The 23,563-nt window shown below is 33.5% G+C and carries 19 protein-coding genes and 2 tRNA genes; 11 read left to right on the top strand and 10 right to left on the bottom strand.

Annotated elements, in window-relative coordinates; genetic code table 11:
• The first annotated feature begins 100 nt into the window (after nt 1-100).
• The 5 genes from KMW28_RS10035 to KMW28_RS10020 all read left to right on the top strand — a co-directional run bounded on the left by KMW28_RS10035 (nt 101) and on the right by KMW28_RS10020 (nt 7,517).
• Nucleotides 101-2,617 (top strand): PIG-L family deacetylase, encoded by a 2,517-nt coding sequence (locus tag KMW28_RS10035; RefSeq protein WP_169665282.1) that lies wholly within the window; start codon nt 101-103, stop codon nt 2,615-2,617.
• Between the two features lie 2 nt (nt 2,618-2,619).
• Nucleotides 2,620-2,742 carry a hypothetical protein gene (locus KMW28_RS28580; protein ID WP_257794074.1) on the top strand — a complete coding sequence of 41 codons (123 nt, stop codon included), beginning with the start codon at nt 2,620-2,622 and terminating at the stop codon, nt 2,740-2,742.
• Between the two features lie 6 nt (nt 2,743-2,748).
• Nucleotides 2,749-4,446 (top strand): sodium:solute symporter, encoded by a 1,698-nt coding sequence (locus tag KMW28_RS10030; RefSeq protein WP_169665283.1) that lies wholly within the window; start codon nt 2,749-2,751, stop codon nt 4,444-4,446.
• A gap of 140 nt (nt 4,447-4,586) precedes the next feature.
• Nucleotides 4,587-5,069, top strand: a complete 483-nt coding sequence (gene ribH / locus KMW28_RS10025; protein WP_066207730.1) for a 6,7-dimethyl-8-ribityllumazine synthase — start codon at nt 4,587-4,589, stop codon at nt 5,067-5,069.
• Between the two features lie 48 nt (nt 5,070-5,117).
• Nucleotides 5,118-7,517 carry an efflux RND transporter permease subunit gene (locus KMW28_RS10020; RefSeq protein WP_169665284.1) on the top strand — a complete coding sequence of 800 codons (2,400 nt, stop codon included), beginning with the start codon at nt 5,118-5,120 and terminating at the stop codon, nt 7,515-7,517.
• A 126-nt stretch (nt 7,518-7,643) separates the two neighbouring features.
• Here KMW28_RS10020 and KMW28_RS10015 read toward each other — a convergent pair whose 3' ends face one another.
• From KMW28_RS10015 to KMW28_RS10000, 4 genes are read right to left on the bottom strand one after another with little or no spacing between them, the layout of a single operon-like run.
• Nucleotides 7,644-8,393: a YebC/PmpR family DNA-binding transcriptional regulator gene (locus KMW28_RS10015; protein ID WP_169665285.1), complete on the bottom strand. Its 750-nt coding sequence runs from the start codon at nt 8,391-8,393 to the stop codon at nt 7,644-7,646.
• A gap of 2 nt (nt 8,394-8,395) precedes the next feature.
• Nucleotides 8,396-9,427 carry a thiamine-phosphate kinase gene (gene thiL, locus KMW28_RS10010; RefSeq protein ID WP_066207736.1) on the bottom strand — a complete coding sequence of 344 codons (1,032 nt, stop codon included), beginning with the start codon at nt 9,425-9,427 and terminating at the stop codon, nt 8,396-8,398.
• 56 nt (nt 9,428-9,483) lie between these two features.
• Nucleotides 9,484-10,830 (bottom strand): magnesium transporter, encoded by a 1,347-nt coding sequence (mgtE, locus tag KMW28_RS10005; protein WP_169665286.1) that lies wholly within the window; start codon nt 10,828-10,830, stop codon nt 9,484-9,486.
• Between the two features lie 14 nt (nt 10,831-10,844).
• Nucleotides 10,845-11,237: an START-like domain-containing protein gene (locus KMW28_RS10000; protein ID WP_169665287.1), complete on the bottom strand. Its 393-nt coding sequence runs from the start codon at nt 11,235-11,237 to the stop codon at nt 10,845-10,847.
• A 342-nt stretch (nt 11,238-11,579) separates the two neighbouring features.
• On the opposite strand from KMW28_RS10000, the gene KMW28_RS09995 reads away from it, so the two are divergent.
• Together KMW28_RS09995 and KMW28_RS09990 are read left to right on the top strand one after the other, a co-directional pair.
• Nucleotides 11,580-11,653: transfer RNA gene (locus KMW28_RS09995), tRNA-Met, on the top strand.
• A gap of 37 nt (nt 11,654-11,690) precedes the next feature.
• A tRNA-Met gene (locus KMW28_RS09990) sits at nt 11,691-11,764 on the top strand.
• A gap of 148 nt (nt 11,765-11,912) precedes the next feature.
• On the opposite strand, the gene KMW28_RS09985 is transcribed toward KMW28_RS09990, so the two are convergent.
• Both KMW28_RS09985 and KMW28_RS09980 read right to left on the bottom strand, forming a co-directional pair.
• Nucleotides 11,913-14,039 (bottom strand): carboxy terminal-processing peptidase, encoded by a 2,127-nt coding sequence (locus KMW28_RS09985; RefSeq protein ID WP_066207743.1) that lies wholly within the window; start codon nt 14,037-14,039, stop codon nt 11,913-11,915.
• Between the two features lie 56 nt (nt 14,040-14,095).
• On the bottom strand, nt 14,096-14,533 hold the full coding sequence (locus KMW28_RS09980; protein ID WP_169665288.1) for a thioredoxin family protein: 438 nt from the start codon (nt 14,531-14,533) through the stop codon (nt 14,096-14,098).
• Nucleotides 14,534-14,802: 269 nt separating this feature from the next.
• On the opposite strand from KMW28_RS09980, the gene KMW28_RS09975 reads away from it, so the two are divergent.
• Nucleotides 14,803-15,753 (top strand): DUF3078 domain-containing protein, encoded by a 951-nt coding sequence (locus KMW28_RS09975; RefSeq protein ID WP_169665289.1) that lies wholly within the window; start codon nt 14,803-14,805, stop codon nt 15,751-15,753.
• Nucleotides 15,754-15,957: 204 nt separating this feature from the next.
• Here KMW28_RS09975 and KMW28_RS09970 read toward each other — a convergent pair whose 3' ends face one another.
• A complete protein-coding gene (locus KMW28_RS09970; protein WP_169665290.1) occupies nt 15,958-16,131 on the bottom strand; it encodes a hypothetical protein in 174 nt (57 codons plus the stop codon).
• 60 nt (nt 16,132-16,191) lie between these two features.
• Nucleotides 16,192-17,115 (bottom strand): hypothetical protein, encoded by a 924-nt coding sequence (locus KMW28_RS09965; protein WP_169665291.1) that lies wholly within the window; start codon nt 17,113-17,115, stop codon nt 16,192-16,194.
• Between the two features lie 404 nt (nt 17,116-17,519).
• On the opposite strand from KMW28_RS09965, the gene KMW28_RS09960 reads away from it, so the two are divergent.
• A complete protein-coding gene (locus tag KMW28_RS09960; protein ID WP_066207754.1) occupies nt 17,520-17,867 on the top strand; it encodes a 4Fe-4S binding protein in 348 nt (115 codons plus the stop codon).
• Between the two features lie 45 nt (nt 17,868-17,912).
• Here KMW28_RS09960 and KMW28_RS09955 read toward each other — a convergent pair whose 3' ends face one another.
• Nucleotides 17,913-18,431 carry a gamma carbonic anhydrase family protein gene (locus KMW28_RS09955; protein ID WP_066207757.1) on the bottom strand — a complete coding sequence of 173 codons (519 nt, stop codon included), beginning with the start codon at nt 18,429-18,431 and terminating at the stop codon, nt 17,913-17,915.
• Between the two features lie 257 nt (nt 18,432-18,688).
• Between KMW28_RS09955 and trpS the strand changes: the two genes are divergently transcribed.
• Both trpS and dnaN read left to right on the top strand, forming a co-directional pair.
• Nucleotides 18,689-19,657 (top strand): tryptophan--tRNA ligase, encoded by a 969-nt coding sequence (gene trpS, locus KMW28_RS09950; RefSeq protein ID WP_169665292.1) that lies wholly within the window; start codon nt 18,689-18,691, stop codon nt 19,655-19,657.
• Between the two features lie 21 nt (nt 19,658-19,678).
• Entirely contained in the window at nt 19,679-20,809 is a 1,131-nt protein-coding gene (gene dnaN, locus KMW28_RS09945) for a DNA polymerase III subunit beta (protein WP_169665293.1), read from the top strand.
• 79 nt (nt 20,810-20,888) lie between these two features.
• Here the strand turns inward: dnaN and KMW28_RS09940 are convergent, their stop codons facing one another.
• Nucleotides 20,889-23,516 (bottom strand): GAF domain-containing SpoIIE family protein phosphatase, encoded by a 2,628-nt coding sequence (locus tag KMW28_RS09940; protein WP_169665294.1) that lies wholly within the window; start codon nt 23,514-23,516, stop codon nt 20,889-20,891.
• Nucleotides 23,517-23,563 lie beyond the last annotated feature (47 nt).

Genomic DNA, 23,563 nt, shown 5'->3' with positions numbered 1-23,563 from the left:
TAGAGGTTTTATAATGATATCTGTATGGACGTTGCAATGCAACGTCCGTACAATACCTCCACTGATTTTCATCGAATCCTTTCATGTTACTAACCAACTGATGAGATTAACATCCTTCCTATTATTTTTTGTTATTACAACCCTTTGTATTGGACAAACTCCTAAACAAGCTAACAAGGAAAACACTTCCAATATCATTCAAGAAATTAACCACTTAAACACCCTAGGTGCAGTAATGTACTTTGCAGCTCATCCCGATGATGAGAATCAAAGAGTGATTGCCTATTTTGCTCGTGCAAAAGGGTATGAAACAGCTTATACTTCACTAACTAGAGGTGATGGTGGACAAAACCTAATTGGTACTGAAATAAGAGAAGAACTCGGTATTCTTCGTTCACAAGAACTTATTGAAGCCCGTAAAGTAGATGGCGGACAACAAATGTTTAGCCGTGCAAACGATTTTGGGTATTCGAAAAATCCCCAAGAAACACTTTCAGTATGGGATAAAGATCAGGTACTAGCTGATGCTGTTTGGAATATCCGACGTTTCCGACCTGATATCATCATTACGAGATTCTCTCCAAACAGAGGAGGAAGAACACATGGACATCATACAACATCAGCTATCATCGCTCTAGAAGCATTTAAAATTGCTGGTGATTCTACTAAATATCCTGAACAATTAAAATATGTAGCCCCTTGGCAACCAAAAAGAATTATGTGGAATACCAACTCATGGTTCTTTAGAGGAAAAGGAGAATCTTTTGATGCTTCACAATTCGTCAGCTTAGAAACTGGAAATTATATTCCTGTATTAGGAAAAAATGTGGGTGAGATCGCCATGACTGCTCGATCAAAACATAGATGTCAGGGATTTGGTGCCGCTTTACAAAGAGGAGAAAATAGAGAATATTTCGAATTACTTGCCGGAGCTGAAATGAAATCCTCTCCCATGGAGGATGTAGATACCTCATGGAAAAGAGTAGCTAATTCTAGTAAAGTCGAAAAATACATCAAGGAATTACAAGACAGCTTTAACCCTTCCAAACCTGAGAAATCTGTCAATCAGCTAATCAAAATCAAAAAAGAACTTGATAAATTAGATCAAACTGATTATTGGGTCAACAAAAAATCAGAAAAGATAAATCAATTGATCTTACAGTGTAGTGGAATATTCTTAGAGGCATTGGTTGACGATGCTCAAGTTGCACAAGGTGATAGCTTAAATATTGAATTAAGAACTATCAATAGATCATCTACTTCTGTTCAATTAAGCAAAGTACAAGTTGGTGCACTATCAGAAAAGGAATTATCAACTGATTTGACTTACAATAAAAACATCAAAACTACTATTGATGTTAAAGTGCCGGCTGACTTCCCTATCTCTCAACCTTATTGGTTACAAAAACTATCATCAAAAGGAATGTATCGTGTAGATAAACAAAAAATGATTGGTCAGCCAGAAAACTTTTACCCTATTCCAGTGATAGTTCAGTTAACAGTACAGGGAGTTAAAGTTGAAGAAACGCTTAACATTTGGCAGAAAAAAGTAAATCCTGCTTTAGGTGAAGTATATATTCCACTAGGTATTGTTCCTGCGATAACTATTGATATTGATCAAAAAACATTGATTTTTGGTGATGATCAATCTAAAAGCATTAAAGTCAGTTTTACCGCAAAAACAGATAATGCAAAAGGCAAAATTGGTTATGACTTACCGAAAGGTTGGTCTATCGAATCCAACGGATCACTTGATGTTGACTTAAAAAATAAGGGTGATAAAGCTGAAATAGTATTAAAGGTCACTCCTTCTAAAAAAGATGGAAAAGAAAACCTTCATCTCTATTTCACTACAGATAAAGGTCAGAAAATTGATCAAGGATTAAATATCATTGATTATGAGCATATCTATAGACAATACTATTTTGTTGATGCCAACATACAACTTATCCGATTAAATATTAATAGAGGTGATATTCAGTCTATTGCTTATGTAATGGGTGCAGGTGACGTTGTCCCTCAGTCGCTAATCACTGCAGGATATAGAGTAGATATTTTAGATCATGACCACATCACAAAAGAGTATTTAAAGAATTATGATGCTGTTGTAGTTGGAATTAGAGCATACAATGTTTTAGAAAACATGAGATACCTTCAACCTGTACTTATGGACTATGTGTATAATGGAGGAAATGTAATTGTGCAATACAATACTTCTCATAGAGTAAAAACGAAACAAATTGGGCCTTATGCTGACCTCAAACTATCAAGAGATAGAGTAACAGTAGAAGAAAGTCCTGTAGAAATTCTTGAAAAGAAGCATCCTTTGATGAACTATCCAAACAAAATTGACAAAGAAGATTTTGATGGTTGGGTACAAGAAAGAGGATTATACTTCCCTAATGAATGGGGAGATGAATATACTCCTATTTTGAGAATGCAAGATCCTAATGAAGACCCTGTAGATGGTTCTTTATTAGTTGCCGATTACGGACAAGGAGCATTTATTTACAGCGGAATTTCTTGGTTTAGAGAATTGCCAGCAGGTGTTTCTGGAGCTTACAGAATTTTTGCAAATATGTTAAACTACAAACCCAATCCTAAAAAAGGAAAATAAGTATGGAAGAAGAAAACAACAAACCTCCTGTAGGCAAAAGTTGGAAGCAATTGTACATTATTGTGATTGCTGAGCTTGTCGGCCTTATCACATTATTTTCTTGGTTCTCAAACGCATTTAACTAAACTACAGTGAGTTATATAGATTGGATAGTACTTACGGGTACACTGGCTTTTATCGTAATCTACGGTATTTGGAAAACACGTGCCCAGAAAGATATGAATAGTTATCTTTTGGGTAACAAAGAGGCAAAATGGTTTACTGTAGCTTTATCAATTATGGCTACTCAAGCAAGTGCCATCACCTTCTTATCTGCTCCTGGACAAGCGTTTGTAGACGGGATGCGCTTTGTTCAATTCTACTTTGGCTTACCTTTGGCTATGGTTGTTCTCTCAGTAGTTGTGGTACCGATATACCATAAATTGAATGTATATACCGCCTATGAATATCTGGAGAAACGTTTTGACTTAAAAACAAGAACTCTTACCGCTATTTTATTCTTGACCCAAAGAGGATTAGCTGCAGGTTTTACCATCTTTGCTCCTTCTTTGATTCTATCCTCATTGATGGGTTGGAATATTAACTACACTAATATTGGTATCGGCGTTATAGTTACTGCTTATACGGTAATAGGAGGAACAAAAGCTGTTAACCAAACACAAAAGTTACAAATGGCGGTCATCTTTGTGGGCATGCTTCTGGCTGGGATCCTTGTTGTTGTGATGATGCCAGATGCTATATCGTTCAATAATGCTTTACATATTGCAGGTGCATCAGGAAAATTAAATGCCATCGACTTTAAATTCGATCCAACTTCCAAATATAATGTATGGTCAGGTTTGATTGGCGGATTCTTCTTAGCCATGTCATACTTTGGTACAGACCAATCTCAGGTACAACGCTATTTAAGTGGAGCATCAATCGGACAAAGTAGATTAGCGTTATTATTTAATGGTATGATCAAAATACCAATGCAATTCCTGATCTTATTTATAGGTGCGATGGTTTATGTTTTCTATCTATTTCAACCATCACCGGTATTATTTAATAAAGTAGCCCTTGAAGACGCTCAAAATAAAGTAGAGAATTTCTCTTCTTATGAATCAGATTATCAAGAAGTTCAACAAGACCGACAAAAAGCGGCATTGGCTTATGCTGATGCATTAAATAGTGATAATGAAGGGTTAATCAATTCCACTAAAAAGCAATTGATAGCAAGTAATGAATTGGTGGAAAGTCAGAAAGCAGAAATCATTTCAAAGATTAATGCTGTTGATGACACAATCGATACTAAAGACACCAACTATATCTTTTTAAGTTTCGTAATTAATTACCTTCCTGCTGGATTAATTGGTTTATTAATCGCTGTTATACTTTCGGCCAGTATGTCGTCGACTTCATCAGAAATTAATGCTTTGGCCTCTACTTCTATCGTAGATATTTACAAACGAATGATCAAACCAGAAGCTGAAGAAAAACACTACCTAAAGGTTTCTAAACTAGTAAGTATTGGGTGGGGTGTTTACGCCATTTTATTTGCCACCTTTGCAAATCAGTTAGGATCTTTAATCGAAGCGGTGAATATTCTAGGATCTTTGGTCTATGGTGTGATTTTAGGAGTTTTTATGATCGCTTTCTTTTTCAAGAAAATTGGATCAAATGCTACCTTTATTGGAGGTTTAATCTCGGAAGGTATCATCATCTACTTATTTAAATTTACTGATGTCCCCTATTTGTGGTACAATGTAATTGGCTGTATGTCAGTGATAATTATTGCATCAATTATACACATGATTTCGCCTCAAAAAGTAGAAGAGAAATTGGATTAATCTAAAGGTCAGTTTAAGATATTTTACAAGCTTACAAATATTTAATTTTTTGGTCGCATAATTTCGAATTGAGATTATTATAAGCCATAAAAATTGATAACTTTGTAAGCTTGTAATTTTATATTTAAAAATCATCAAAAATGGCCAGTGCTTTAAAAAGCCTTAGTGAATACACTAAGAAAAAAAATATTGACATCTCAGGGAAAAAATTTGCTATTGTTGTTTCAGAATACAATCCAAAGATCACTGAATCTTTACATGGAGCGGTAGTTGAAACACTTCTTAATGAAGGAGCAAAAGAGGAAAATATTTACAGAGAAGATGTCCCAGGTGCATTTGAATTAACTTTTGGAGCTCAATTAATGGCTCAAATCGAAGAAGTTGATGCTGTAATTTGTTTAGGCTGTGTGATTCAAGGAGAAACGAAACACTTTGATTTTATCTGTGATGCAGTTGCACATGGTGTAACTAACGTTTCTTTAAAATACAATAAGCCTGTAGTATTTGGTCTTTTAACACCAAACACTGAACAACAAGCTTTTGATCGTGCAGGTGGAAAGCACGGTAACAAAGGTGTTGAAGCGGCAGTAGCTGCTATTAAAATGTTAGGTTTTAATCAATAAAATATATAATAGTGAGGGACATTCCCTCACTTTTTTTGTTCTATACTTATGTGGAAAAAAATAGCAAGTTTTATACTTGGTAATCGTATTCCAATTCTAGTAGTTATTGCATTAACTACTGTTTTTATGGGATATCATGCCAAAGATGTAAAGTGGTCCTATCAGTACATCAGAATTATTCCTGATGATGATCCTGATATGATTGCATTCAATGAATTCCAAGAGAAATTTGGCGAAGATGCCTCTTCTTTTGTTATTGGCGTGAAAGATCCTAAATTATTTCAGCTCGATAATTTTAATAAATTCATCGATTTGTGTGAAGATATCCGTGAATTAGAAGGAATCACAAATGTGCTTTCTATTGCAGATGTCCCTAACCTCATTGCAAATCGACAGAGTCAAAAATTCGAAATTGAGCAATTCTTTAAAAAGAAGCCATCAACTCAGGCAGAGTTAGATAGTGTTATTTCTAAAGTAAAAGAAGTAAAAGCCTACGAAAACAGATTAATTTCTAAGGGTGGAGCTACTGCTATGTTGATCAATATGGACCCTGTTGTTCTTAATTCGAAAAACAGGACCGCTGTAATGATGAAGTTGGAAGAAAAAGCACAAGCTTTTGCTAAAGAAGCTGACATTCAACTTTATTATGCGGGTATGCCATATGTTCGTTCAATTATGGCTAGCAAGGTGAAAAGTGAAACGATGATATTCTTAGGTATATCCATTGGTGTGGTGGCCTTAGTATTATTCCTTTTCTTTAGGTCGTTCTCCCCTGTTTTTTATCCTTTATTAGTAATAGTTGTAGTGATTGTTTGGATTATGGGTACACTATCCCTATTCAACTACGAAATCACAATTCTTACAGGTTTACTTCCTCCGGTGCTGGTGGTTATAGGCATTCCCAACTGTATTTATCTACTCAATAAATACCATCAAGCCTATGCAAGTGGATTGTCAAAAATTGATGCTCTTGCCTTAATCATCAAAAAAATTGGTGTAGTTACCTTAATTACCAATACTACTACAGCTATTGGTTTTATGGTATTGATTACTACGGGTATTAAAGCTATGCAGGAATTTGGTATAGTAGCAGGTATCAACATTGCCGTTACTTTTATCATTTCTATTACGTTTATTCCTATCGTATTCTCTTATTTACCAGCCCCTGATGTAAGACATTTAAAACACTTAGAATTTAGACCTACCAACTGGTTAATTCATCAATTGGAAATCTTGGTATTGCATTACAGAAAAGTAGTTTACTTCTTTACTGCTGCAATGGTCGCTCTATCAATATATGGCTCCTACAAGGTAACAGCTGAATCGTATATGGTAGACGATTTACCAGAGGATTACCATGTAAAACAAGATCTTAAATTCTTTGAGAATGAATTTAGTGGTGTCATGCCATTAGAAATTCTTATCAATACTGGTCGTAAGAAAGGATACATGAAGAAAGGCTACCTTGATAAAATTGAGGAAATGCAAGAATTCATTGGTTCGTTGGATGAGGTTTCTCCTCCAATATCAATTACTACTTTCTTAAAAGCGGCTAATCAATCTTTCCATGGTGGTGATTCATCTTACTATAAACTTCCTTCTAGAAGTGAGATGACTTACATTATGAAGTATGCGAGAAATAGTACTGATGCTGAAACATCAAAAATGGCAAATGCCATGATGGATTCAACAGGTCAGTACATCCGTTTAACTACTTCAATGGCTGATATTGGTTCGATTGAAATGGATAACTTAGTCGATAATGTTATTCGTCCGAAACTAAAAGATATCCAAGGAAAAACAGATATCGAGGCTACGGTTACAGGCTCGACCTTGATCTTTATTAAAGGAAATGATTTCTTGATCAAAAACTTAAAACAAAGTATGTTGATTGCATTTGTATTAATTGCAATCATCATGGGTACCTTGTTTGGTAATTTGAGAATCATTATCCTCTCATTGATTCCGAACTTAATTCCTCTCTTATTTACTTTAGGAATGATGGGCTTCTTGGGTATTCCATTGAAACCAAGTACTGCTATTGTATTCTCTATCGCCTTCGGTATATCTGTGGATGACTCTATTCACTTCCTTGCCAAGTATCGTCAGGAGATTATTCTTCATAATTACGACATGAAACGTGCAATAATTATGGCTATAAGAGAAACTGGAGCATCAATGTTATATACATCTATTGTTCTTTTCTGTGGCTTCGCCATCTTTATGGGATCTACATTTGGAGCGACTCAAGCGTTAGGTTTGTTGACATCAGTTACATTGATTGTTGCTATGAGTACTAACCTTACATTATTACCTTGTTTGTTATATACATTCGATGTAAATAAAGATGCAATGCAACCTGTTATCGAGGGTACGGATACTTTCTATTTCGAAGATGAAGACGAAGAGATAGATATTCACAAGATCAACGTAAACAAAGAAGATTAACTTAAATCTTTTACATATAAAAACCCCTTGATACGATTTGTATCAAGGGGTTTGTTTTTTATCAATAATTGATTTAGATGCAAATCAATATCAAATACTATTTTTGAGCAGAAAGAACTCCTTATTTTATGCAAAGTGACGTTCTGCTTGAGCTTCTGTCATTTCTAAATCGTGGAATACTTGCTGAACATCATCATCATCTTCCAAACGATCAATCAACTTCATCACAATATCAAAGGTAGCATCATCAACTTCTTTGGTTGTATGAGGAATTCTTTGAAGGTTAGCACTTGATACCTCAATATTCAATTCTTCTAATTTCTTATTGACAGTACCAAAATCTTCCATCGCTGACAACACTTGAACTAAGTTTTCTTCAAACTCAATCTCATCTGCACCAGCATCGATCAATTCTAACTCTAGTTCTTCTTTATCTACCTCTTCTGAAATCTCAAAAGAGAACACTCCTTTTCTATCAAAAAGGAATTCCAAAGAACCATTTTTAGCCAAGGAACCTTCCATTTTAGCAAAGTAACTTTTTACATTTTGCACAGTACGTCTTGTATTGTCTGTACTACACTCTACATAAATTGCCACTCCACCTTTTGAGTATCCCTCATAAGTTAACTCTTCGAATACGATATCATCGTTCCCTTGAGTTTTCTTAATTGCTCTCTCAATGGTATCTTTTGGCATATTTGAACCTTTTGCGTTTTGAATTGCTAAACGCAAACGTGGGTTCATTTCTGGATCAGGACCACCTTCTTTAGCTGCTACTGTGATTTCCCTACCTAACTTTGTAAATAGTTTATTTCTTTTTGCATCTTGGGCCCCTTTTCTATGTTTGATATTGGCCCATTTACTGTGTCCTGCCATAATTAAAAATGTTTGAATCCTTGTGCTGAAATTGGAACGATCTGATCACCTACAGTCACCATTCTAGCACCACTTTCTGCCTCATCAATATATCCGATGAAGTAGATATTAGGATTCTTCTCCACTTTCTTAAAGTCTTCTTGATCTATAGTAAATAATAATTCGTAATCTTCACCACCGTTTAGACCTGGAGTTACTGATGGAATCTTAAACTCGTGACAAGCATCAAATGTTCTTTGATCTACTGGAAGTTTTTGCTCATAGATAGCTGCTCCCACTCCTGATGCTTTACAGATATGCATAATCTCAGAAGCTACACCATCAGAAACATCAATCATTGATGTTGGCACAATTCCGATTTCTCTTAAGTCATGAATAACATCTGTTCTTGCTTCAGGACGTAATTGACGACCTACGATGTATTCATAATCGTCTAATTTTGGTTGCATCTCTGGATTAGACTCATATACTTTCTTTTCTCTTAAAAGTACTTGAAGTCCCATATATGCACCACCGATATCACCTGATAAACAAAGGATATCTCCTTTCTTCGCACCTGACCTGTAAACAATCTTATCTTTTGCCACACGACCAGTTACTGAAACAGAAATGACTAATCCCGATCTTGATGAAGTAGTATCTCCACCCACTAAATCGACATTATAGTTCTTACAAGCTGCCTTGATACCTTGATAAATCATATCAATCGCCTCCACAGAGAATCTGTTAGTAATTGCAATACTTACAGTTACTTGTTCAGGCAAAGCATTCATAGCAGCAATATCTGAAACATTCACTGCGATCGCTTTGTAACCTAAATGTTGTAAAGGCATAAAGCTTAAATCGAAGTGAATTCCTTCCAATAGCATGTCGGTTGAAACCACCATATAATCATCTCCACAATCAATCACAGCAGCATCATCTCCGATACCTTTTACCGTTGATTTATGATTAATTTCAACATCTTTTGTAATTCTTTCGATCAGACCAAACTCACCTAGTTGATCTACTTCTGTTCTTTTGTTTTCTGACATTTTATAAAGGTATAAAGAAAATGTTTATCACACCTCTTTTATGTTATAAACGCTTTTTAATGAAGTAATGCTTTTGCAACCATAAAATATACTCCAAGGCCAATAAGATCATTACAGGTCGTTATAAAAGGCCCGGAGGCTAAAGCTGGGTTGATTCCAAATTTACTCAATACGAGCGGTGTTATTGTCCCCATAAAGGAGGCAATCATGATCACACTAAATAAAGCAAAAGAAACCACAATGGCCAATTGATGATTATCTGAGAAAATCATATTAAAACCGTAAACCAAAGCAGCTAATGTAAGTCCATTTAGAATGGCAATTACTAATACTCTTAAGTATCGGTTCATTGCTGAACCTTGGAAACCACCACTTGCTAAACTTTGTACAACAATGGTAGAAGATTGGATACCTACGTTACCTCCTGTTGCTGTAATAAGTGGGATAAAAAAGGCCATTGCTGGAATTCTACTTAGTTCTTCTTCGAAGCCCCCTAAGAAGTTAGCTCCTAATAAACCTCCAGACATACCAACGATCAACCAAGGCAATCTTGCTCTCGCCATAGCAATCAAACTATCTGTCTCCTCTACGTCCTCAGATAAACCCGACATGGCTTGCTGATCCTTCTCCGCTTGTTCTGTAATAACATCGACCACGTCGTCAATTGTAATCCTACCTAACAAACGACCTTGCACATTGATTACAGGGATCACTTCTAAATCGTAGTGCTGCATGATATCAGCTACTTCTTCTTCATCAAGATAAGAATATACTTTAGCAATTTCTGGCTCGTAAAGATCTGCAACTTTAGTAAGGTCATTGGCAATCAAAAGCTTTTTCATGGATATTCTTCCTAAAAGAATATCATGATCATCTACGACATAAACCGTATAGATTTTATCTACATTTTGACCTTGCCTTCTTACTTCTTCAATACATTGAGAGACATTCCAATTGATATTGGCTTTCACCAATTCTTTGGCCATAAGACCACCTGCACAATCCTCTTCATAATGCAAAAGATCAATAATATATTGAACCTTCTCATTATTGTTCATACTGGCTAATACTTCTTCCCTTACTTTGACAGGCATATCGTTTAAGATATCGGCCGCATCATCGGAATCCGTATTGTCCATGTACTTTGAAAGCTCTTGAGGAGTAAATAGTGTTAGAAAATTATTTCTAGTATCGTCCTCAATTTCAGAAATTACATCAGCGCCCACAGATGGGTTGAGTAATTCCAATATATATTTACAATCCTCAGCACTTAACCCTTCCATTACAGTAGAAATATCGGCAGAGTGCATTCCATCAAATTCATTGATGATGTACTCGTTTTCTTCCTGTTCTACTGCTCTAGAAAGCTGCTTGAGATATTTATTTGAAAATTCAAATGACATATTAACGTATTATGCTAGCCACCAATAATCTCGTGTAGGCGACCAAAAAATTCATCCCACAATTCTTTCAACTCATCTATATCATCCATTTCTGAAAAGTCAATTACAGTTACAAAAGATGATTGAGCTAATTCGCTGAAATCAAATTTAAATTCTAAGTAAGATGATTTTTTAGATTCATCATCATTTTTAAATACAAACTTGATATGTTGATTTTGACGCCTAATGGCGATTTTACCTACCTTATGATCATTACCCCAATCAAAAGTGATTGTTTTTAATTCTGCATCTTCTACCACTTTATCTGCAAACCAATCTTTTAAAAGATTAGGCATTATAAAATAAGGATAAAGTTTGTGTAATGGAACTTTGAACTCATATTCCGCCTGATATTTAAATTTTGCCATAACGTAATATTGGTAATGATTATTGATCTATATTTTGGTTTACAATTATCAACATTTAATAGGTAAAGAACAACCTAAAAAATATAATAAAGAATAATTTTAGGCTGTGATTAAAAAAAATGAAACTTATTAATGCATTGAGTGGAAAAGAATATCAAAAAATGCGATTTCAGGGCCTTTTTGATGATTATTTTCGGCTACTCTAAATTTTTTTATATTGCACTTCAGATTTTATTTAGTTAAAGATTAAAGACTTATCAAAGTCTTTACAATAATTTAAAAATTTAAGTTTTTTGATTTTTGCATTTTTAGAATAATCACCCCATATTTGCACACCGAAATGGCGAGGTAGCTCAGTTGGTTAGAGCGTCGGATTCATAACCCGGAGGTCACGAGTTCAACTCTCGTTCTCGCTACAACGACTTAAAATAGTGCATTTGTCCGCACAAACATGGCGAGGTAGCTCAGTTGGTTAGAGCGTCGGATTCATAACCCGGAGGTCACGAGTTCAACTCTCGTTCTCGCTACAAAAATTAAGGTTGTTCAAGTAATTGAACAACCTTTTTTATTATCTAAAGCTTCAAGAATCAGGTTATCATCAAATGAAGGGATGATAAATGAACACAAAAAAAGCCTGTCTAAAATGACAGGCTTTTTTGTGTTATATATTTATGATTATTGAATCATCATATCAGAAATAATCATTGTTGCTTCTTTAATGTAAGCATCTTTCTTGATTACCTCTTTCCACTTATCTTCTGATTGCTGGATTACAGAATCAGGCTTAGAAGTAGGGTAATGATCTTTCATCACTGTAATATCAAATTCTTCATGAACAGTTTCAGCTTCTCTTAATTTCTTAGACTCCTCATCTAATTTTTCTTGTTCAGCTCTAAACTCATCCAAGTTCAATGTAAAGTATTTCTTCTCTTCTTGGCGCTTTAATCTTAAAGCATTATCCTCAATAATCTTGAATACTTTATCATTCGCTACTCTTTCTTTTGATTTAGCATTTAAATCAGCCAAAGGTAGTTGTTCTGCCCACATGTTATATTTAGCTTTTTCAATGCTATCATGAGGTAAAACAAATGGAAGATCTTCTTCACCAACTTTCAAGTAACCGTAAGTATCAGGAAGTAAGATATCCGGTGTTACACCATCTACTTGTGTTGCTTCACCGTTAATTCTATAGAATTTTTGAATAGTCAATTTTAATGATCCTAGAGGCTTCAACTCTTCAGATCTTGTCATTCTATCCAAATCGATAAAACGTTGAACTGTACCCTTACCAAATGATCTTGAACCTAAAACTACTGCTCTACCGTGGTCTTGTAATGCTGCAGAAACAATTTCTGAAGCTGATGCTGACATTCTATTGATCATCACCACTAGAGGACCATCATAAAGAATGTTGTTATCTTCTGGCTTCAACGTCTTCTGACCTGCACCTTTAGATTTTACTTGAACCACTGGAGATTTTCCAACGAAGTGTCCAACAATTTGAACAGCATCACCTAAAGATCCACCTCCGTTATTTCTTAAATCGAATACGATACCATCAACACCTTGATTCTTTAATTTGATAATCTCTTGCTTGATATCGTTACCACAATTTCTACCGTTACGATCGTTAAAATCTACATAGAATGAAGGAAGGTCGATCAAACCTATTTTCTTACCTGAGTTTTCATCAATGATAACAGCTGATTTAGCATACGACTCTTCGATGATGACAACATCTCTAATAATAGGAATAACAGTAATACGGCCATCTGCTTTTCTTACTGTCAAACGAACCTCAGTTCCTTTAGGTCCTTTGATAAGTTTGATAGAATTTTTAAGAGACATTCCACCAATATCAACAGGTTCTTCTTCTCCTTGAGCAACCTTCAATATGATATCATTTGCTTCTAGATCACCTTGTTTCCAAGATGCAGAGCCAGCAATAATACTAACTACTTTTACTTCTCCACCTGTTTGCTGTAAACGAGCACCGATACCTTCAAAGTGACCAGAAATTTCAGTATCAAATTGTTCTTTCTTTTCTGGAGCAAAATATTCTGTGTGAGGACCATAGATTGAGATCATAGAATTTAAGTAATTGGCATAATGATCATCTTCATCTTGCTTTCTCATATAATCGAAAACATCTTTATAATTAGCCAACACTTTCTCTCTCACGTCCTTTTCCATATCTTCATATGATGTAGGCGTAAACTCCTCTCCTTTTTCTTCTGCAGTTTTCTTTTTCGCTTCTTCTGCTTTCAACTTTGAGTTCATTCTCAACAAAGCAGCATATTTTAATGTTTTTCTCCATCTATCATAACGTTCCTTATCATTTTTTGGGAACTTCATTTCATCGGAGTCAAAAAGAATTGTTTCTTTCTTAGTGAAGTCAAAAGGCTTTGCCAGAATCTCTTCAGTCATCTTCTCTACCTCTTGTCTTCTTTCATCAAATATTCTAACTGAAAGTTCATAAAGGTCTGTATTTACACCCGTCTTGATTTCATCATCAAGTTTATCTTTCGATTTATTGAACTTATTAATATCTGCCTTTAGAAAATATCTTTTGTTTGGATCTAATATCTTTAAATATTGGTTGAAAGCGTTTTCACTAAATTCATCATTAACATCAATAGTATTGTAATGAATTCGATCTAAAGCTGTAAATATTAGTTCTTTTTTAATGATATTTTTATTGCTGTTTTCGGGTGCATCGATTCTAGCGATGATTGAAAACCCGAATAACCCTAGCCCCACTAGTAGCACAGGTAAGAAAAGTGCCTTTTTTCTTTTTGACATATATAATTAATTTAATCTATGATATACTAATATATAGAGAAATATTGAATTACGAATTAATCCACTTGTTTTTTATACTTTTTCAAGATTTCTAAGAAGCTTTTAGAATCTCGATAACCCATATATACTTTTTCTTTACCATTTGGATGAAGTACAATTATTGCGGGGTAACTGTTTATCTTATGTTTATCCATGTAAGAATCATAAGTATAATTTTTCCCTTTAAATGTAAAAGAGCCTTCTTTCTCAGGATTTAACTTTACTGCATGGTAATTATTTTTAACGTAATCCACCACATCTTCATGTTGAAAAGTTTTCTTATCTAATACTTTGCACCAACCACACCAATCTGTGTAAACATCAACAAATATTGGTTTATTGTCATTTTCTGATTGTCCAATTGCTATATCAATAGATTTCCATTCTATATTTTCTTTATAGACTGCGCTGATTGAAAAAAATGAGATGATAAAAAGTGATAAAATATACTTCATGAAGATAATTAATAATGTTTTAAAGATGTATTCAAATATAGAATACACAATGGGTTACTTTATCAAAAATAATAAATTTTAATGATTCTTTTTTAATACGAATTAAATTCTTTTTTGTTTAAAATTTAAGATGCACCATTAAGAATTGGTATTATTTGATGCGTAAATGAAATGCAAAAAGTAATCTTACTTGAAATACAATTTTATTTTTTAATTTTTTTTCACAGTTTTACATTAAGTTTGAAAAAATATCAAAACATAAATCCCTAATGAAAATCCAAAAAGTTTATTTCATTTTTCTACTCACCATAACTTCTTTCATTACAAGTGAAACATTTGCACAAGATTCTACAGCTACTGCTCCTCAGGGACCGTGGAAAAAAGAAGGTAAAATTGGTGCAAATTTCTCCAACGTTGGTCTAGTCAACTGGACAGGTGGTGGTACAAGTTCTTACTCATTTGGCGGTGTATTTAACTACAAAATGATAAGAGAAACTGAAAAAGCGATTACCAGAATTAGCACAGATATGGCTTATGGTATGATCAATCAGTCAGAGTCTGCATTTCCAATGAAAAAAACTGACGACCAATTGGTTCTTGGATTTGACTACAGCTATAAATGGACGGAAAAATTATTATTTACTGTCGCTTTAGATTTTAGATCACAATTTGATAAAGGTTTCGAATACAACACCATAGATGATCCAAATAATCCTGGTGGAAAAATCGAAACAGAAACTCAAATCTCAGCATTTATGGCCCCCGGTTATCTAAATGCTAACATTGGTTTGACGTATACACCTGCCAAATGGATCTATGCTACTTACTCCCCTGTTGCCAATAGAATGACTTTCGTTGTTGACACTGTATTCTCCACTCGATACGGCTTGGATACTGGCGACAACTTTAGAGATCAGCTAGGTATGAATTTTAAACTAGGCATTAAAAAGGAATTAGTAAAAAATGTAACGCTTACTTCAACTTATAATATGTTTGCCGAATATGATCGTTTAGATGAGTGGGTTGTTAATTGGGACCTGCTGATTGATATGAAGGTAAATGACTGGTTGTCTGCTAACTTTGGCACACAATTGATATACGATCCTGATGTTACTGTTAATCGTGATGATGGAACAATGGGTCAAGCTATTCAGTTTAAACACGCCTTAAACATTGGTATTGTTTATACATTGCATAAGAAAAAAGAAAAGAAAGAATAATTGATTGAGTTGATTGATCCTCAATCTTGAAATAAATATTAAGCCAAGATAATTGAATATGTATCAAATATCTTGGCTTTTTTATATTTATAAAAGGATCAAGTATTATGAAAATGCTACTCAATAAAAGTAGTAACCATATTAAATTACGAAACCAATCAAATGTTCGATATTAAAATTTTGGAATAAAAAAAACGATTACATTTAGCTTGCAATCGTTTTTTCTACTTCGAAAGCAGTTCTTTTTGTTTCTCCTTCTTCTACGATATTTAATTTAGATTCTTCTTCTCCTTTTGGACCAGACATCATAAATCCCAAAAGTCCGAGAGCAAAAAGAATAGGCATAGAAATGAGAATAATGCCAATAAATAATTCCATAATTTAAAAGTGTAGTTTAAGTGCAATGGTAAATATAACACTTAAACTACACATTTACAATTATTGACAATTGGTATAAGAATACGTTTCGTTATATGTTTCTTTAATTGTATCTGTAAAATCTACTTTATAATTGGAAGAAACAGGATAATTTTTATCGTTAACCTGATAGTTGAATTCCATTATATATTCTGTAGACATCCAATCTGTGTAATCATAATCTTCAGATTGTGTATTGTAAACGTATAATCTGAAGAATTCACTTATACTTCCACTTAGAGTACTTGGATCTCCATAAATATCAAATGAACCCGCTTCAACAAGGGAAATAATGTAAAATACCATTCCTTGAGTAGGGTTTCTCATATCTTCATTATATCTATACTCATTGTAGGCAAATTCAAAATCACCATCCATATATGCCAATCTAGAGACATCTCCAGCATCATTATATGTCATTTTAAAATAAGTAATCTCTGCTTTATCAGAACCTACATCTTCCGCATTTACGATATACTCTACTCTGTTTTGATCATCATATTCAAATACCAATTCGAATGTACCGCCAGATGTAGTTGTACCTTTTAAAGAATATAATCTACCATCAACATTTACAATTTCCAAGAGTTCTTCTGTACCAGATGTTACATTAGAAAATGTACCATCATCGTTGTATGAAAAATCGATTTGGTAACTTTGTGATTGTCTTTGTTCTACCATATTTGTATCTAATACCATATAATCTAAACTATAGGTATAAGATGTTAAATTATCTCCAGTGTAATCAAAGTCTCTGTTGATTTGAATGTTTCTATATGTTACACCTGCACTATCGAGAACTTGTGAATAGGTGTATGTCTGTAAACTACAATCCCCTGAAATAGGAGATGTATTGTAAAATTCTTTTTCATCTTCTGAATCATCACAAGAGAAAGCCAGTATTGATAAGCTTAGAATTAGGGTGTATCTAACAAGTTTGTACATATTTAAGAGTTTAATGGATGAATAGCTTAACATATATTTAATAATACCTATAATTTTTAACTATTAGAAACATTTATCTCTGGAAGTTCATTTTTGACAAATAAATACAACATGATATCAATATAGTGCAATTGTTAATTGAACTATTTCAAGGTCAATACTTATAACTTTTTGTTATAGCTCCATAATAATTGATAATAAATACCCTTTCAACCCAACTTTTTTAGTCTTCAAATCAACTAGGGTATTGATTTTTTATATTTAAGTGTACACCTTTGTAAAAGTAAAAGATCAAAAAAACTTTTTTTAAAGATCTTAGTTTAGTTGTGTAACAAACAAAACGTCACTAAAACGTTAGCGAACCACTAACCAATTGACGCTTTTTAAAACATAAGAATTTCAATATGGCGATCATTATCACCGACGAATGTATTAATTGTGGAGCTTGTGAACCAGAATGCCCGAACACAGCCATCTATGAAGGTGGTGTTGAATGGACATGGGGTGATGGCACTTCTTTAACTTCAATCGAAATGGAAGATGGAAGTTCTATCGATGGATCTGAAGATCAAGAACCTGTTTCTGATGAGTTCTACTACATTGTTCCAGATAAATGTACGGAATGTATTGGTTTCCATGAAGAACCACAATGTGCTGCTGTTTGTCCTGTTGATTGTTGTGTAGACGATCCTGATTACAGAGAAACAGAAGAAGAGCTTACAGCAAAGAAAGAATGGTTACACGACGAGTAAGACGTGTGTATCAAAAAGAAAGGGCAACTAAATGTTGCCCTTTTTTTATTCTTCATCCTCAAACCAACTACTATACATTACATAATTATTAGCTGTTCTTTCGAATACAGCCTTTAATTTATCATCAAGTGGCTTGATTTTTTTCGCTGGAATACCTCCATATAAATAACCTGACTCTAATCTAGAATTTTGCAATACTACGGCTCCTGCTGCAATCAAAACATTTTCTTCGACCACTGCATCGTCCATTACAATTGCACCCATACCCACTAAAACGTTATCATGAATTGTACATCCATGAACTAAAGCATTGTGTCCAACCGATACATTATTACCTAATGTAGTTGCTGATGTTTTATATGTAGCATGGATAACCGCACCATCCTGAATATTACATTTATCACCAATTGTAATCTTATTTACGTCTCCTCGAACAACTGCACTAAACCAAACACTACAGTCCTTGCCCATTGTAACATCTCCAACTACAGTACAATTTTCTGCTAAGAATGTATTCTCTCCTATTTGTGGTTCGATTCCTTTTACCTTTCTAATTAAAGCCATAACAAATTTTTAATTTATAAAAATTGGAATTTATGAAGACAAGGTACGGAATACAGTTTTTACAATTCAATGTTTTTAATCATCAAAAACTAACATAATTTAATGATATCACACATTTATATACCTTTATATGGATATATAAACTTTTAATATTTAAATGAGACTAAAGAGGTAAAAAAATAATTCTTGATAATACTTTTTTTTGTTATTTTTACCGATTGAAATAATAACTATAAAGACAAGTCAGTTTACATAAAATGGCAAGAATTCTAACAGGAGTACAAAGTTCTGGCAGACAACATTTAGGAAACGTTCTAGGTGCAATTGAACCTGCTATCGAGCTATCAAAATCTAATGATAACGATGCATTATTCTTTATCGCGGATCTTCATTCAATGACAACCATTAAGGATGCAGAAACGAGAAAACAAAATGTATATGCAACTGCAGCTGCATGGCTGGCTTTAGGTTTTGACACTCAAAAGAACATTTTTTATCGTCAATCTAAAATTCCTGAAGTATGTGAGTTGACTTGGTACTTAAGTTGTTTGACTCCCTACCCTATGTTGGCTAATGCACATTCATTCAAGGATAAATCAGATAAATTAAGCGATGTAAATGCAGGATTATTCACTTACCCTGTGCTTATGGCTTGTGATATCATTCTTTATGATGCTGAGAAAGTGCCAGTCGGTAAGGATCAAAAGCAGCATTTAGAGATTACTAGAGATTTAACTTCAGCTTTCAACCGTCAGTATGGAGAAACTTTTGTAGTACCAGAAGCCGTTATTAACGAAGAATTAATGACTATCCCAGGTACAGATGGAAGTAAAATGAGTAAATCTTATGGTAACGTTATTGATATTTTCTTACCAAAGAAGCAATTGAAAAAACAAGTAATGGGTATCCAAACAGATTCTACTCCTTTGGAAGAACCTAAAAATCCAGATACTTGTAATGTATTCGCTTTATATAAATTGATGGCTTCTGAAGAGCAAATTGCTGAAATGAGAGCCAACTACGAGGGTGGAAACTATGGATATGGTCATGCTAAAACTGCATTATTAAATTTAATTCTAGAACGTTATGAAACAGCTAGAGAGAAATTTGATTACTATATGACCAATCTTGATGAGTTAGAAAAAGAATTAAGTGTTGGCGAGGAAAAAGCTAGAGTTATTGCTAACAAGAAATTAGCTGAAATCCGTCAAAAAGTTGGTTACTAATAAATTAATTAAAAATATAAAATGAAGTTCACTGCATCAACATCTACTATTCTGAAACAAATTCAGATGCTAAATGGTGTTATTCCAAACAATCCTTCTATGCCAATACTTGAGAATTTCTTATTTGAAATTCAAGGGGGATTATTAAAAATAACTGCCTCAGACATGCATACAACAATAATCTCAGAGATTAATGTTGAAGCTGACGCTGATGCTAATGTTGCCATTCCTGCAAGAATGCTAACAGATACATTAAAAAACTTACCTGAACAACCAGTAACGTTCTCAATTGATTTTGATACTTATACTATTGAAATCGCTTCAGATAACGGACGTTACAAATTGGCTGGTGAGAATGCAGAAGATTATCCTTCGAACCCAGACATCGCAATGTCTAGTTCATTGGCTATGTCTGCTATCACTTTACAAGATGCGATTGGATACACTCTTTTTGCTACAAGTAACGATGATATGAAACCAAATATGAATGGTGTATTCTTCAACTTTACTGAAGATCATTCAGATTTTGTAGCTACAGATTCGCATAGATTAGTTCGTTACAGAAGAAACGATATTGAAGTAAGTGGTATGATGGAACCTATTATCTTAGGTAAAAAAGCACTTACTCAACTTAAAAATATCCTTCCTGCAGACGAAACAAATGTATCATTAGAATTTAATGATCAATATGCAGTATTTACATTTGGAACAATGAGATTAATTTCAAGATTAATCGACGAACGTTTCCCTGATTATGAAAATGTAATTCCATTAAACAATAATAATTTAGTTACTCTTGATAGACAAGCATTACTTGGCTGTTTAAAACGTATTGTTATTTATGCTAACAAAACAACTAATCAAGTAAGATTTAAAATTCAAGACAACGAATTATTTGTTTCAGCAGAAGACTTAGACTTCTCAAACGAGGCGAAGGAAAGATTATTCTGTGAGCACGATGGTGAAGATTTAGAAATTGGCTTCAATGCTAAATTCTTAATCGAGATACTTAATAACATCTCTTCTGATAGAGTAACTTTAAGACTTTCTGAACCAGGTATGGCAGGTCTTCTTGTTCCTCAAGATCAACCAGATACAGAAGATGTATTAATGCTAGTTATGCCAATTATGTTGCATAATTTCTCTTACTAAGCATCATTACAGATCAATAAAAAAGGTCTCAAAATCATTTGATTTTGAGACCTTTTTTATAAACTTTATTTAAAAACGACTATAGTTTCACACCCATTATTGTGATATCGTCTCTTTGCTCAACACCACCTTTTTGATGATCATCTAAAGCTATTTCTAATTTTTCTTTTTGCTGATCCAATGGAAGAGCTGCATTATCTAAGATGATGCTTTTCAAACGGTTGGTACCAATTTTTCTTCTATCCAAATTATTTTGATCAACATATCCATCAGAACTTAGATAGATAATATCTCCTTTCTCTAAGGTTAACTTCTTAGATGTAAAGTTTTTCACTTTACGTGTAGTATAACCAATAGATTTACTATCTCCATTTACAACTTCCAATTCTTTAGATTGTTGTTTAAAAATATAGATAGGTCTTTTAGCTCCTGTGAATTCAACATCTATAGTTTTATCATCATTTTCTACAACACTAACAAGTGCTAAATCCATACCGTCGTCATTTAATGACTCCTCTTGTCTCAATGAATCTTGAACACCCACATTCAAACTATCCAATATTTCTACAGTAGATAACCTCTTCTTAGTGTTCGTAATATCATTTAACAATGCATTACCAATCATCGACATGAATGCACCCGGTACACCATGACCTGTACAATCCACTACCGCAATAAGCTTTCTTAATTTGCCTTCAACTTCTTTTTCTTTATACCAGTAGAAATCTCCAGAAACTAATTCTTTCGACCTGTATAATAAGAAGCTATCGCTAAAACTTTTCTTAATGAATTTATTGGATGGTAAAATGGCATTTTGGATAGTCTTAGCATAACGCATACTATCATAAATGCTCTTGTTCTTTTCTTTTAATTCTTTGTAAGCCACATAATTTGATACTGCAATAGATGCATATGAGGCCAAAGATTTTAAAGTAGAGACGTTTAATTCTTCATATTGATTTTTCGCTAAAGCTTGCATAGTAATTACCCCTATTGCTTTAGAATCAATAATTAACGGCATATAGATTACCGACTTATTTCTAAAATCTCTTTTATTTTCAGTTTGTGGAATGTATAGGTTGGTCTCAGTATCATAATCATTAATAATTAGTTCTACCTCGTTATTAAAACACCATCCCGCTAAACTTTGAGTATCATCAATAGATTCAGAATAGAATGATTCTAATCCAACATCAGATACTTGATTTCTAAACTCTAATCTTCTTTCGTATTTATTGTAAACTCCAATACCAAAAGTTGATGCCGGTAACAATTCGTTTACACTTTCTTGTAGATCCACCATATGGTTTTCAAAATCCAACTGAGAGGTAAACTTCTGTCCAATATCCTTTACAGAAAGCATTTCTTCATGCGATTTGATCACATCATCTTTTGCTTCTTGCAAACGTTCAGTAATTTCTTTTAAGTCGTCTCTTTGTTCTTTTAGCTTCTGAGAATTTTTATAGAAGATGAATATTAGGATTAAAGAAATTGCTGCAATAATAAAATACAACATTCTTTCCTTCTCTACAGATTCTTTCTCCTCTTCTATTTGCTCAATAGTTGATGTCTGCTGATTAATTTGAGACCTCATTCTTTCCATCATTTGATTGGTTTTGAATTGTGCATCTTCATAGGCCAATTCGTTTTCAATCAATGAGGATGTCAATCTTTCTAAATAAGCTTCTAGTGCAGCTTGTTTAGATCGAGTGGTATTATCTTTCTCTAATTTCTCTGAAATTTTCTGAATCTCTTTTCTAAGACTTACTCCAGTTTCTTGTAAAATTTGCTTCTCCGCTTCTAAAGTATTGAAAACAGCTTGGAAATTTTCTGAGTATTCGATGTTCATTTCCTCTTTTGGAGGAGCATTTTCATCGAAGCTAGAGATATACACAAACATATAATTATCTTCATAATCATATTTTGTTTTTACAATTTTGTAGTCATTTATCGCTAAAGTGTTTTCGTTTAATGAATCTGCATATACTTCAAATTCACCATTACTATCCGTTAAAAACTCTTTATCGTTGATATTTACTCTTAATGAATCCGCAGGAGAAATATCTTCATCATAAACTACAACAACTAAGATAGGATCAATTTCAATATCTTTATCTTCAATTATTTGTTGTTGAGTCGGTGTATTAGGTGTCTTTTTTGCTAAAACAGGTGCCTCATTATTAGCATTTTTATCTGCCGGTAGATTAATAGTAACATTATTCAGTTTTTTACTAAAAAAGAACTGACTTGATGAAACAGGTTCACCATCAACTAAAAATATTGTTGACGTTTTTACTATAAAATTTCTACTTACTTTTATCTTGAATTTTCCAGCACTATTGGTTTTTACAGCTGAAAAAGGTTCTCCACTGATCTTTACTAATTTATTTGGAAAAGGTCTTTTTCCTACTAGAACAGTACCTTCGATATAAATTGGGGCATATGATAATAATACAGATATTTTATTTGGACCATTTGTAGCCCAAGTCTGCATTTTATAACCATTCTTGATTACGTTTATCGTATTGATTTTTGTCTTATCCGCTGTCTCAAAAGTGAACTCCCCTCTTAAATTAGAAGAGGCAACTTTTTCACCGTCTACATAAACAATTGCTGATGACACCGGACGATGATCTTCATCCAAAATAGTCCCTTTAATTGTTTGATTTTGAGCAATGGATAGTATTGGTAAAAAAATCAGTGACAATAAATAAAAGAATTTGATAAAAAGTTTATTAACCCCCATTATGAGAT

It is taken from the genome of Flammeovirga yaeyamensis (assembly GCF_018736045.1).
Taxonomy (GTDB): Bacteria; Bacteroidota; Bacteroidia; order Cytophagales; family Flammeovirgaceae; genus Flammeovirga; species Flammeovirga yaeyamensis.
Note: the sequence above shows the minus strand (reverse complement) of the source record. Positions and strands in the feature narration are given on the sequence as shown.